Origin of the sequence: Ancylobacter sp. 3268 (assembly GCF_031456575.1) — a bacterium.
In the GTDB taxonomy this organism is placed as follows: Bacteria; Pseudomonadota; Alphaproteobacteria; order Rhizobiales; family Xanthobacteraceae; genus Ancylobacter.
This window is the reverse complement of record NZ_JAVDUX010000009.1, coordinates 142,085-154,621: the sequence shown is the minus strand read 5'-3', so window position 1 is coordinate 154,621 and position 12,537 is coordinate 142,085. Positions and strand designations below refer to the sequence as shown.

Genomic DNA, 12,537 nt, shown 5'->3' with positions numbered 1-12,537 from the left:
GCGCCACAATAAGGACAGGCCCGCCTCTCGGGCAAGCCGCCCGCTGGATCGCCGGTTTCGCCGCCGTCACGGATGGCCGGTTCCGCCGGCGGAATCGGCTGCGCCTCTCCCCAGCGCCGGGGCGCCGTGCCATGATGCACGCATGCGGGAAATCATGCGCACCAACGATCCGGTCCTCATCAGCGCCGTCGAGTCGCTCCTCGCCGCCGACGGCATCGGCCATCTGGTGCTCGACCGGCATATGAGCATCCTCGAAGGCTCGCTCGGGGTGATTCCCCGCCGGGTGCTGGTGGAGGACGACGCGGCGAATCGCGCCCGCCGGCTGCTGGTCGAAGCCGGCCTGGGGGGCGAACTGGTGCCGGAATGAGCGTGGACGCGCCGCCGCCGGACGATCTGCCGCTCACCGACGACGCATTGCTCGGCGGCCGGCTGCGACTGTTGCAGCCGGCGCGCGGCCACCGCGCCGGGCACGACGCGCTGCTGCTCGCCGCCAGCGTGCCGGCGGCGATTCGCCGCGCGGTCGACCTCGGGGCCGGCGTCGGCGCGGCCGGCCTCGCCGTCGCCGCCCGGCTGCCGGCGACGCGGCTGCACCTTGTCGAGGTCGACCCGGCGACGGCCGCGCTTGCCCGGCGCAACGCCGCGCGCCAGCAGCCCGATCTCTCGGCGCGGGTGACGGTGGTGGAGGCCGACATGGCGACGCTCGCCCGGCCGGGCGGGCCGGCGGAGCCCGGCCCCCGCGCCGCCGATGCGGTGCTGATGAATCCGCCCTTCAACGATCCGGCGCGCCATCGGGTCTCGCCCAGCGGCCGGCGGGCGCTCGCCCATATGGCGGAGGACGTCGCGCTCGACGACTGGGTGCGGGCGGCCGAGCGGCTGCTGGCCCCGGGCGGCCATCTCGCCCTCATCCATCGCCCGGAGGCGCTGGAGACTATCCTCGCGGCACTCTCAGGCCGTTTCGGTGCCGTGACGATCCGCCCGGTCCATGGCCGGCCGGACGCGCCGGCGATCCGCGTGCTGATCGGCGCGGTGAAGGGGCGGCGCACCTCGCCGGCGCTGCTGCCCGGATTGCTGCTCGCCGATGCCGGCGGCCGGCCGACGCCGGCGGCAGAAGCGGTGCTGCGGGACGGCGCCGGCCTCGCGTGAGGCGGCCGCTCGCCTGACCGTTATCGCCCGCGCCGGCGGAGGCGCTTGAGCCGGAGCGCCTGCGGCCCTATGTCTTGCGGATGGCAACTGCGTCCCTGTTTACCCAGCTGCGCCGGCACATGGCGCCCATCCTGCCGGCTTCGCTGCGCGACGACGCGGCCATCGTTCCGGTGGTCCGTCTGTCCGGCACCATCGGCGTCGGCACGCCGCTGCGCCCGGCGCTCACCCTTGCCGGGGTGGCGAAAAGCCTCGACAAGGCCTTCGCCGTGAAAGGCGCGAAGGCCGTGGCGATTGTCATCAATTCGCCCGGCGGCGCGCCGGCGCAATCGCATCTCATCTATAAGCGCATCCGCGATCTCGCCGCCGAGAAGCACGTGCCGGTGATCGGCTTCGTCGAGGACGTGGCGGCCTCCGGCGGCTACATGCTGGCCTGCGCGGCCGACGAGATCGTCGCCGATCCGTTCTCGATCGTCGGCTCGATCGGGGTGGTGAGCGCCGGCTTCGGCTTCGACAAGGCACTGGAAAAGCTCGGCATCGACCGGCGCGTCTACACCGCCGGCGAGCGCAAGGTGATGCTCGACCCGTTCCAGCCGGAAAAGCCGGAGGACGTCGAACGGCTTAAAAGCCTGCAGAAGGACATCCATGCGGTGTTCGCCGGCTTGGTGCGGGCGCGGCGCGGCGATGTGTTGACCGCCGATGACGCCACGCTGTTCTCCGGCGAGTTCTGGACGGCGGAACAGGCGCAGGAATTCGGCCTCGTCGATTCGATCGGCGACCTGCGCGCGTTCCTGCGCGCCCGCTACGGCGACAAGGTCGTCACGCCGCTGATCCAGTCCGGCGGCGGGCTGTTCGGCCGCCGTGTCCCCGGTGTCGGCGTCCAGACAGGATCGGCCGCCGCGATCGGTGCCAGTTTCGCCGACGAGATCGTCCATGCCGCCGAGACGCGGGCGCTGTGGGGCCGCTTCGGCCTGTAACCGAGGAAACCGTCCATGCCCCCTTTCCTGATCGTCGCCCTGGGCGCCCTGGGCGCCGCCGCCCTGATCAAGAAGCTGGCGCAGGAGTCGCGCCGGGTGAATGCCGAACTCGACGAGGCCCGCAACGACGAGTCGGCGGCCGCCCAGCCCCCGGCCACGCTGCGGCGCGATCCGGCGACGGGCGACTACCGGCCGCAGCAGCGCTAGGACCCTTTACCGATCGGGCGGGCTCGCCGGGCCGGTAGACAAGCCAAGGCGACGCGTCGGCGGGCGCCTCCACGGACGACATTACCGCGAATTCACTTTATGCTGTGCGGCTTCCGGTCTATCCCCTTGGACAGACAGGGAAAGCGACGGAACGGCGATGCTTCAGCGCTCCGGTAGGGAATTGGGTGAGACGCGCCTCGCGCCGCGTCGGCGGCGGCGTTGGCCGTGGCTGGCGCTGGCGGCCGTTCTGGTGGCCGGGGGCGGCGCCTTTGCCTATCTTTCCGGTGAGCGCAATGCCACTGAGACGCCGGCCTACCAGACCGCCAGGGTCGAGCTCGGCGACATCGAGGCCGTGGTCACCGCCATCGCCAAGCTGCAGCCGAAGAACTATGTCGATGTCGGCACCCAGGTGTCCGGCCAGCTGCGCACCATTCATCCCGATGTCGGCGCGGTGGTGAAGAAGGGCGATCTGCTCGCCGAGATCGATCCCACTGTCTACCAGACCCGCGTCGCCGGCGACCGTGCCAGCCTCGACAATCTGCGTGCCCAGCTGGCGCAGGCCGAAGCACAGCTCACCCTTGACCGGCTGCGCAACGAGCGCGCGCAGCAATTGCTGGCCAACCAGTCCGGCAGCAAGGATGCCGCCGACGCCGCCACCGCCACGGCGCGCATCAGCGAAGCCAAGATCGACGCCCTCAAGGCGCAGATCGCCCAGACGCAGGCAACGCTCGAGGGCGACCTCGCCAATCTCGGATACACCAAGATCTACGCGCCGATGGATGGCACCGTGGTGTCGATCACCGCCCGTGAGGGCTCGACGCTCAATGCCAACCAGAGCGCGCCGATCGTGCTGCGCATCGCCGACCTCCAGACCATGACGGTGACGGCGCAGGTCGCCGAGGGCGACATTCCGCGCATCCAGGTCGGCACCCCCGCCTATTTCTCCACGCTGGGCCTGCCGGATCGGCGCTGGGAGGGCACGGTGCGTCAGGTCGAACCGACCCCCACCATCGTCAACGACGTGGTGCTCTACAACGTGCTGATCGACGTGCCGAACGCCGATCTGATGCTGATGACCGACATGACCGCGCAGGTGTTCTTCCGGCTCGGCGAGGCCAAGGGCGTGCCGCTGGTGCCGACCGCCGCCCTGCGCACCGGCCGCGATGGCGCCAGGACGGTGCGCGTGCTCTCCCGTGGCGGTGCGGTGGAGGAGCGCGCGGTGACGACGGGGCTGTCGAACCGCTCGATGACGCAGATCGTCGAGGGCCTGGCGGTGGGCGACCGGGTGATCACCGGCAACCGCGCGCCGGGCGCCACCCCGGGGCAGGGCCGGCCGCCGATGATGCCGCGGCTCGGCTGAGGCAGCGCCATGAGCGAGGGGACCACAGGCGAGGGAGCCACACGCGAGGGGGTGATCGGCGAAGCCGGCCTTGGCGGCCGCGATCTCCCCTCTCCCGTCCCGCCGGCGGGAACGCCGATCGTCGAGCTGGTCGATGTCAGCCGGCTTTATCCGAACGGCGAGACGGTGGTGCGGGCGCTCGACCGGGTGTCGCTGTCGATCATGCCCGGCGAGTTCGTCGCCATCATGGGCCAGTCGGGGTCGGGCAAGTCGACGCTGATGAACATCGTCGGCTGCCTCGACAGGCCGAGCAGCGGCCAGTACCGCGTCGCCGGCGTCGATGTCGCCGGGCTGGACCCCGACGCGCTGGCGCATCTGCGCTGCTCAAGCTTCGGCTTCGTGTTCCAGCGCTACAATTTGCTGCCGAGCCTGACGGCGGCGGAAAATGTCGAGATCCCCGCCATCTATGCCGGCCTGCCGCGGGAACGGCGGGTGTCCCGTTCCCACGCCCTGCTCGCCAGGCTCGGCCTCGCCGAGCGCGCCGGGCACCGGCCCAGTCAGCTCTCCGGCGGCCAGCAGCAGCGCGTCTCCATCGCGCGGGCGCTGATGAACGCCGCACCGGTGATCCTCGCCGACGAGCCGACCGGCGCGCTCGACAGCCGCTCGGGCGAGGAGGTGCTGGCGCTGCTCACCGAGCTGAACGCCGAGGGCCACACCGTCATCCTGATCACCCACGACGCCGAGGTAGCGGCGCATGCGCGGCGCATCGTGCGCTTCCAGGATGGGCACATCGTCTCCGACGAGCCGACCCCGCGCGCGGCGCTGCCGCCGCCCGCCGCCCCGCCCAAGCCGGCGGGCCACCTGGAGGGTCGCGGCGGCCTCGCCCGCTTCGTGCCGGACCTGGCGGAAGCGGTGCGCATGGCTTTCGCCTCCATGTACGCCAACCTGTTCCGCACTGTGCTGACCCTGCTCGGCATCGTCATCGGCGTCGCCTCGGTCATCACCATGCTGGCGGTCGGCGACGGCGGCAAGCAGCAGGTGATGGAGCGGATCGCCCAGATCGGCACCAACCTGCTGATCGTGCGGCCCGGCGCCGCGGGCATCCGCACCTCCGGCGACAATGCCACGCTGCTGCCGGAGGATGCCGACGCGCTGCGCGCCATTCCCGGCCTCGGCGCCGTGGCGCCGGAACGGACCGGGCGCTACACCATGCGGTTCGGTTCGGAGGATTATTTTACCCAGATCACCGGCACCACGGCGGATTATCTCGCCGCGCGCGATTGGCCGATGGAGCGGGGGGTGATGTTCTCCGCCGCCGACGTCAAGGCCTATACGCCGGTGCTGGTGCTGGGACAGACGGTGGCGAGAAACCTGTTCGGCGAGGATGATCCGATCGGGCGCTACGTGCTGGTGAAGAACGTGCCCTATCAGGTGATCGGCATCCTCGGCGCGCGCGGCGCTAATGCCTTCGGCCAGGACCAGGACGATGTGGCGCTGGTGCCGCTCTCCACCGGCTTCGTGCGGGTGTTCGGCCGCCGCTTCGTCAACTCGGTGACGCTGAAGGTGGACGACGCCGCCAACATCCCGGCCGTCGAGCGGGAGGTCACCCGCATCCTCACCGAGCGCCACCAGGCCGAGGACTTCCAGGTGCGCAACACCGCGCAGTTCCTGGAGACGGCAATGGCAACGCAGGAGACGCTGACGCTGGTGCTCGGCTGCGTCGCCGCCATCTCGCTCATCGTCGCCGGCATCGGGGTGATGAACATCATGCTGGTGAGCGTCACCGAGCGTACCCGCGAGATCGGCATCCGCATGGCGACCGGGGCGCGGATGAGCAACATCATGCTGCAGTTCAATACCGAGGCTCTGGTGGTGTGCGGGGTCGGCGGTGCCGTCGGCGTGGTGCTCGGCCTCGGCGCAGCGGTGGCGCTGGCGATGCTGGGCGTCAACATCGTGCTCTCGCTGCTGCCGCCGCTGCTCGCCTTCGGTTGCGCCTTCCTCACCGGGCTGATCTTCGGCTATCTGCCGGCGCGCAAGGCGGCGGGGATGGATCCGGTGGTGGCGCTGGCCTACGAGTAGGCTCGTTCCGGCTCTCGATATCCCGACCTGGCCCGCCCGCCCCTTGCTCCCCGGCGCCGGGTCGTCTAGGCGAAGCGCGGAGCGGATGGCGCGTAGCTGGTTGACGCGCCGCCGCATGACGCGAACGGGAGACGAGGCATGAAAGTTCTGCTGCTGGGCTCGGGCGGCCGCGAGCATGCACTCGCCTGGAAGCTGGCGCAGAGCCCGCTGCTCACGGCGCTGATCGCGATTCCCGGCAATCCCGGCATTGCCGAACATGCGCGCTGCCTCGAATCCATCCCGCTGACCGATCACGACGCCATCGTCTCGATCTGTGCCGCCGAGAAGATCGACCTGGTGGTGGTCGGCCCCGAGGCGCCGCTGGTCGACGGCATCGCCGACCGGCTGGCCGCCGAGGGCATCAACGTGTTCGGCCCGCGCCGAGCCCCGGCGCAGCTGGAAGGCTCCAAGCTGTTCACCAAGGAACTGTGCCGCCAGCACGGCATTCCGACCGCCGCCTTCGGCCGGTTCTCGCAGGCCGATGCCGCCCGGGCCTATGTGCGCGAGCGCGGCGCGCCGATCGTGCTGAAGGCCGACGGGCTGATGGCCGGCAAGGGTGTCGTCGTCGCCATGACGCCGGAGGAGGCGCTTGCCGCGGTCGACGAGGTGTTCGCCATGGGCACCCCCGGCACCGAGATCCTCATCGAGGAATTCCTCGAAGGCGAGGAAGTGAGCTTCTTCTGCCTGGTCGACGGCGAGACAGTGCTGCCCTTCGGCTCGGCGCAGGACCACAAGCGTGCCTTCGACGGCGATCAGGGTCCCAACACCGGCGGCATGGGCGCCTATTCGCCGGCGCCGGTGTTCACCGCCGAGATGGAGCGCCGCACGCTGTCGGAAATCGTCAAGCCGACCGCCCGCGCCCTTGCCGATGGCGGCAGCCCGTATCGCGGCATCATCTTTGCCGGGCTGATGATCACCCTCGATGGGCCCAAGCTCATCGAATACAATGTCCGCTTCGGCGATCCGGAATGCCAGGTGCTGCTGATGCGGCTGGAGGGCGACCTCCTGGAGCTGCTCCATGCCACCGCCACCGGCGCGCTGGCCGAGGAGCGTGGTGTCTCCATGGCGGCGGACGCCGCCATCACCGTGGTGATGGCCGCGCGCGGCTATCCGGGCTCCTATGAGAAGGGCACGCCGATCAGGGGTGTCGGCGCCGCCGGCGCGCTGCCGGGCGTGCATGTCTTCCATGCCGGCACCCGGCTGGAGGGCGGGCACCTCATCGCCAATGGCGGGCGGGTGCTCAACGTCACCGCCATCGGCGCCAATGTCGCCGAAGCCCGCGAGCGCGCCTATGACGCGGTGGCGCTGGTCGACTGGCCGGAGGGCTTCTGCCGCTCCGACATCGCCTGGCGGGCGCTGGCGCAATAGCGGGCCGGCCGGCGGGGCGAAACAAGATCGCCGCGCCGGCCGAACTATGGGGCTGTCGCGACGTTTTCAAACAATTGCCGCGGAATCATGCGACATGACCGCCATGGACGACCCTCACGCCGGGCGCGGACGTCACGCGCCGCCTCACGAACCGGTTCTTTCCTCGCACGGCACCTCGCTGGCCGGGCGCGAGCCGTCGCTTGCCGTGGCGCTGGGGTCGGGAGGCGCGCGCGGGCTGTCGCACATCCTGGTGCTGGAGGCGCTGGACGAGCTCGGCGTGCGTCCCGTCGCCATCGCCGGCGCCTCGATCGGCGCGCTGATCGGCGCCGCCTATGCGTCCGGCATCCCGGCGCAGGAGCTGCGCCATATGGTGGCGAACCTGTTGAAGGACCGCGGCGAGGTGATGCGCCGCCTGCTGGCGGCCCGTGTCGGCCGCATCGCCGACCTGTTCGGCGGGCTGGGCAATCCGGTGCTGCTCGATGCCGAGCGCTTCCTCGAGGGATTTCTGCCCGCCTCGGTGCCGGCGCGCTTCGAGGAACTGGCGATCCCGCTGCATGTCGTCGCCACCGATTACTGGGCCCGGCGCGAGCAGGTATTCTCTTCCGGCGACATCCGCCCGGCGGTGGCGGCGTCGCTGGCGATACCCGGGCTGATCCGCCCGGTGGTGCATGGCGGCCATACGCTGGTCGATGGCGGCGCGGTCAATCCGCTGCCGTTCGACCTGTTGCGGCTGCGCGCCGACAAGGTGCTGGCGGTGGATATCACCGGCGGCCATGGCGGCGAGACGCGCGGCGTGCCGCGGCCCTTCGACGCCATGTTCGCGGCATTGCAGATCATGGCCGGCTCGATCGTCGCCGAGAAGCTGAAATCCGGCGCGCCGGATATCCTGATCCGGCCCAATGTCGACAGCTTCCGGGTGCTGGACTTCTTCCGTTCCCCCGCGATCTTCAAGGCCGCCGAGCCGGTAAAGGACGAGGTGAAGCGCCGTGTCGAGGCGGTGCTGGCCTAGTTCCGCGCCGTCCGCCTAGAGCATTTCCGGTGAACACCGGTTCGCCGGAAATGCTCTAGCATGACGCGTTTCTTCCCGCGAAGTGGAATTCACTTCGCTCGAAAACGCTCTAGCGTCGCGCGACGAAGAAGGCCTTCAGCAGCGTTGCCGCCTCGCTTGCCCTGATACCGTCATAGATCTCCGGCACATGGTGGCAGGTCGGCGCCGAGAAGAACCGCACGCCGCTCTCCACCGCTCCGCCCTTGGGATCGGCGGCGCCGTAATAGAGGCGCCGCAGCCGCGCCCAGGCAATGACGCCGGCGCACATGGTGCAGGGCTCCAGCGTCACATAGAGATCGCAGTCGCCGAGCCGATCGGTGCCCAAAAGCGCCGCGGCCCGGCGGATCGCCAGCATTTCGGCATGCGCCGACGGGTCGGCGAGCTCGCGGGTGCGGTTGCCCTCCGCGGCCAGCACCGCGCCTTCGCGTACCACCACCGCGCCGACCGGCACCTCGCCGCGTTCGGCGGCCTTCCGGGCCTCATCGAGGGCCCGTTCCATGAAATCCGGCCGTGCCGTCGCCTCATTCAACCCTTGATGCCCCCAAAAGCTCGCGTCCGCGTCCCGGACGTGATAGCACCGCCGCCCAAAGTTCGGATCATCCCCATGCCCAAACCGCCTCCGCGCAACCCCTCCGCGCCCCGCAAGGAACAGAACCGCGTGCCGCGTGCGCCGCGCAACCTCGCCCCCGCCGAGCCGCGGGAGGCCGAGCGCGTCGCCAAGGTCATCGCCCGCGCCGGCCTCGGCTCGCGCCGCGAGATCGAGGACTGGATCGCGGAAGGCCGGGTGACGGTCAATGGCGAGGTGCTGGACACCCCCGCCCGCACCGTGACGCCTCAGGACGCCATCACCGTCGACGGCCGCCCATTGCCGGCGAAGGAACGCACGCGGCTGTTCCTCTACCACAAGCCCAAGGGCGTGGTGACGACCAATTTCGACCCCGAGGGACGCCCGACCCTGTTCGAGATCCTGCCCGCCGACCTGCCCCGGCTCGTCTCGGTCGGCCGGCTCGATCTCAACACCGAGGGACTGATCCTGCTCACCAATGATGGCGGCCTGTCGCGGGTGCTGGAGCTGCCGGAAACCGGCTGGCTGCGCCGCTATCGCGTGCGCGCCAAGGGCGAGATCACCCAGGACAAGCTCGACGCCCTGATCAACGGCATCACCGTCGATGGCGTGCATTACGGCCCCATCGAAGCCGTGCTCGACCGCGTGCAGGGAGCCAATTCCTGGCTGACCCTCGCCCTGCGCGAAGGCAAGAACCGCGAAGTGCGCAACGTGCTCGGCTCGCTCGGCCTCGACGTCAACCGGCTGATCCGTCTGTCCTACGGCCCGTTCCAGCTCGGCGAGATCGCCCAGGGCGCGATCGAGGAGGTGCGCACCCGCGTGCTCGCCGACCAGCTCGGTTCCGAGTTGGCCGCTGCCGCCGGTGCCGATTTCGAAGGTCCGGTCTTCGTCTATGACGGCTCGGACGAGGAGGCGCCCCGCGCGCCGGCACGCTCCGGCAAGGCGGCGCGCTATGCCAAGGCGGAGGGCGCCGAGGATCGTCACCGCCGCAAGCCGATCGATACTGAGGAGACGCCCGAGCGCACGGTGAAGGCCGGGATCGTCGCCGATCGCAAGGGTCGCAAAGTGCTGGTGCAGCGCGTGAAGAGCAATGCGCCGGAGCCGGAGCCCGAGCGCGCGCCGTTGCGCGGCCGTCGTACCGAGGGCGAACGCCCGTTCCGCCCGCGCGAGGACGGCGAGCGCACGGCCCGCGGTCCGCGCCGTGAGGGGGAGGGCGGCGAGCGCACCTTCCGTTCGCGCAGCGCGCGTCCGGAGGGCGACCGTCCGTTCCGCCCGCGCGAGGATGGCGACCGTCCGGCCCATCGCCGGGACGGCGACGAGCGTCCGGCTCGCGGCCCGCGCCGCGACGAGGGCGACGGGCCGTTCCGTGCCCGCACCGAGCGTCCGCGCCGCGAGGAAGACGCCGGCGAGCGCACCTTCCGTTCGCGCAGCGCGCGTCCGGAGGGCGGCCGTCCGTTCCGCCCGCGCGAGGATGGCGATCGCCCGGCCCATCGCCGGGACGGCGACGAGCGTCCGGCTCGCGGTCCGCGCCGTGAAGACGGCGGCCAGCCGTTCCGCGCCCGCGGCGACCGGCCGCGCCGCGAGGACGATGGCGGCGAGCGCCCGCAGCGCCCACGCCGCGAGGAGGGCGAGCGCACCGAGCGCGCCTTCCGTCCGCGCACGCCGCGTGAGGAGGCGGCCGCCGCACGTCCCTTCCGCGCGCGTTCCGCAGAAGATGGTTTTCGCAAGCGGGAAGAGGGCGAGCGCCCGTCCCGTCCTCGGCCGCCCCGCGAGGAGGGCGAGCGCGGCGAGCGTCCGTTCCGCCCGCGCGGGGAACGTGCGGAAGGCGAGCGCCCGTTCCGTCCCCGCACCGAGCGTGCGGAGGGCGAGCGTCCGTTCCGCAACCGGGACGGCGAGGAGCGCCCGGCGCGCGCGCCGCGTCGCGAGCAGGGCGAGCGGCCGTTCCGCGAGCGCTCCTTCCGTGGCGAGGGCAGCAACCGGCCCTATAGCGGCCGGGTGAAGTCCGAGGAGGCCGGGCGCGGCCGTTCGTTCCGTTCCAGCGAGGGGACCGAGCGTCGCGACAGCCGGCCGGAAGGCAAGAGCTTCGGGGCAAAGAACTTCGCCGGCAAGAGCTCCGCGGGGGACAAGCCGCGCGGCGAACGTTCCTTCGGCGACAAGCCCGGCGGGCGTCCGGCCGGCAAGTTCGCCGGCAAGCCGGGCGGCGGCAAAAGCTTCGGCGGCAAAAGCTTCGGCGGCAAGAGCTCCGGCGGCAAGAGCTCCGGCGGCAAGAGCTTCGATGCCAAGCCCAGCGGTGGCCGGCCCGGTGCTGGCAAGCCGCGCGGGGAGCGTCCCTCCGGCGGCCCGTCGAAGCCGCGCGGCCCGCGTCCGCCGCGTAGCTGAGCCAAGGGAACTCTGCGATGCGCATCGTCGGCGGCCGGTTCGGCGGCCGGCCCCTGCGGGGGCCGACCTCCAATGCGACCCGGCCCACCAGCGACCGGCTGCGCGAGGCGTTGTTCAATGTGCTCGCCCATGCCTATGGCGACGCGGCCGACGGCGCCCGGGTGCTGGACCTGTTCGCCGGCACCGGCGCGCTGGGCCTGGAGGCGCTGTCGCGCGGCGCGAAGCTCGCGGTGTTCGTCGAGGAGGCCGCCGAGCCGCGCGGCCTCATCCGTGCCAATGTCGAGGCGCTCGGGCTCGGCGGGGTCACCCGCATCTTCCGCCGCGACGCCACGCGGTTGGGTACCGCCTTCGCCAGCGATGCGTTCGACCTCGTCTTCTGCGACCCGCCCTATGGGCGCGGCCTCGCCGAGCAGGCGCTGGCCGGCGTCCGCGACGGCGGCTGGCTGGCGCCGGGCGCCCTCGTCCTCGTCGAGGAGGCGGTGGAAGCCGCCTTTGCCCCCCCGGAGGGCTTCGAGGAGCTGGAGCGGCGGCGCTACGATACGACGGAAGTCATCTTCCTGCGTGCGCCGGGCGGCGGCGCGGCCTAACCCAATTGCTCGACCGCCGCCAGGATGCGGGCAATGTCCTCCGGACGCGACAGCCGGTGGTCGCCGTCCTTGATCAGCGTCGCCACCACGTCGTCCTCGGCGAGGCAGGTGACCAGCTTCATCGCGTGGCGCCACGGCACGACGTCGTCGGCGATGCCCTGCAGGATGCGCACCGCGCAGCCCACCGCGAACGGCTCGCCCAGCACCTGGTGCCGCCTCCCATCCTCGATCAGCTTCAAGGTGATCGGACTGCGGCCATGCTCGCTTTCGCGGTACCAGACCCCGTTTGCGAGCAGCTCGGCGCGGACCTGCGGCGTCATCGCCTTCCACATCAGCTCTTCGGTGAAATCGGGCGCCGGGGCGATGAGGACCAGGCCGGCAAGCCGTTTGTCGCCGCGCGCGGCGAGCGCCCGCGCCAGCAGCAGCGAGATCCAGCCGCCCATGGAGGAGCCGACGATGATCTGCGGCCCGCTGGTGCAGCGGTCGAACACCGCGAGCGCGTCCTCGGCCCAGTGGGAAATCGTGCCGTCGATGAAGGCGCCGGCAGATTCGCCATGGCCGGAATAGTCGAACCGCACCACCTGCCGGCCCTGGGCGATACCCCATTCGGCCAGCGCCTCGGCCTTGGTGCCGCGCATGTCGGAGAGATAGCCGCCGCACCACAGGATGCCGGGGGCGCCCTGTTCGCTGCGCCCGGGCGTCGTCCGCACGGCGATGCGTCGCGCCGGCAGGCCGACCTCGATGAAGCTCGCCCCGGAGAAGCCTGTCTCGATGACATCCGGCGTGTCTTCGGCCATTCCCGTCCTCGC

12 protein-coding genes are annotated in these 12,537 nt (G+C 71.3%); 10 read left to right on the top strand and 2 right to left on the bottom strand.

Annotated elements, in window-relative coordinates:
• Positions 1–142 precede the first annotated feature (142 nt).
• The 8 genes from J2X65_RS14475 (at position 143) to J2X65_RS14440 (ending at position 8,158) form a co-directional block, all read left to right on the top strand.
• Positions 143–367 carry a DUF2007 domain-containing protein gene (locus J2X65_RS14475; protein ID WP_310202176.1) on the top strand — a complete coding sequence of 75 codons (225 nt, stop codon included), beginning with the start codon at positions 143–145 and terminating at the stop codon, positions 365–367.
• Positions 364–1,143: a methyltransferase gene (locus tag J2X65_RS14470; protein WP_310202174.1), complete on the top strand. Its 780-nt coding sequence runs from the start codon at positions 364–366 to the stop codon at positions 1,141–1,143. Before J2X65_RS14475 ends, J2X65_RS14470 begins: the two co-directional genes overlap by 4 nt.
• An 80-nt stretch (positions 1,144–1,223) precedes the next feature.
• Positions 1,224–2,117 (top strand): S49 family peptidase, encoded by an 894-nt coding sequence (locus tag J2X65_RS14465; protein ID WP_310202172.1) that lies wholly within the window; start codon positions 1,224–1,226, stop codon positions 2,115–2,117.
• Positions 2,118–2,132: 15 nt separating this feature from the next.
• Positions 2,133–2,324, top strand: coding sequence for a hypothetical protein (locus J2X65_RS14460; RefSeq protein ID WP_310202170.1), 192 nt, complete (start codon positions 2,133–2,135; stop codon positions 2,322–2,324).
• Positions 2,325–2,481: 157 nt separating this feature from the next.
• On the top strand, positions 2,482–3,684 hold the full coding sequence (locus J2X65_RS14455; protein ID WP_310202168.1) for an efflux RND transporter periplasmic adaptor subunit: 1,203 nt from the start codon (positions 2,482–2,484) through the stop codon (positions 3,682–3,684).
• A 9-nt stretch (positions 3,685–3,693) separates the two neighbouring features.
• Positions 3,694–5,742 carry a MacB family efflux pump subunit gene (locus tag J2X65_RS14450; RefSeq protein ID WP_310202166.1) on the top strand — a complete coding sequence of 683 codons (2,049 nt, stop codon included), beginning with the start codon at positions 3,694–3,696 and terminating at the stop codon, positions 5,740–5,742.
• A gap of 138 nt (positions 5,743–5,880) precedes the next feature.
• Positions 5,881–7,149, top strand: a complete 1,269-nt coding sequence (gene purD / locus J2X65_RS14445) for a phosphoribosylamine--glycine ligase (protein ID WP_310202164.1) — start codon at positions 5,881–5,883, stop codon at positions 7,147–7,149.
• 94 nt (positions 7,150–7,243) lie between these two features.
• Positions 7,244–8,158: a patatin-like phospholipase family protein gene (locus J2X65_RS14440; RefSeq protein ID WP_310202162.1), complete on the top strand. Its 915-nt coding sequence runs from the start codon at positions 7,244–7,246 to the stop codon at positions 8,156–8,158.
• 109 nt (positions 8,159–8,267) lie between these two features.
• Here J2X65_RS14440 and J2X65_RS14435 read toward each other — a convergent pair whose 3' ends face one another.
• Positions 8,268–8,696 carry a nucleoside deaminase gene (locus tag J2X65_RS14435; protein ID WP_310202160.1) on the bottom strand — a complete coding sequence of 143 codons (429 nt, stop codon included), beginning with the start codon at positions 8,694–8,696 and terminating at the stop codon, positions 8,268–8,270.
• Positions 8,697–8,801: 105 nt separating this feature from the next.
• Here J2X65_RS14435 and J2X65_RS14430 point away from each other — a divergent pair, with 105 nt between their 5' ends.
• Both J2X65_RS14430 and rsmD read left to right on the top strand, forming a co-directional pair.
• Entirely contained in the window at positions 8,802–11,141 is a 2,340-nt protein-coding gene (locus J2X65_RS14430; protein WP_310202158.1) for a pseudouridine synthase, read from the top strand.
• On the top strand, positions 11,138–11,728 hold the full coding sequence (gene rsmD / locus J2X65_RS14425) for a 16S rRNA (guanine(966)-N(2))-methyltransferase RsmD (protein ID WP_310202303.1): 591 nt from the start codon (positions 11,138–11,140) through the stop codon (positions 11,726–11,728). Before J2X65_RS14430 ends, rsmD begins: the two co-directional genes overlap by 4 nt.
• Here the strand turns inward: rsmD and J2X65_RS14420 are convergent.
• Positions 11,725–12,525, bottom strand: coding sequence for an alpha/beta hydrolase (locus J2X65_RS14420; RefSeq protein WP_310202156.1), 801 nt, complete (start codon positions 12,523–12,525; stop codon positions 11,725–11,727). The two genes, rsmD and J2X65_RS14420, sit on opposite strands and share 4 nt — an antisense overlap.
• Positions 12,526–12,537 lie beyond the last annotated feature (12 nt).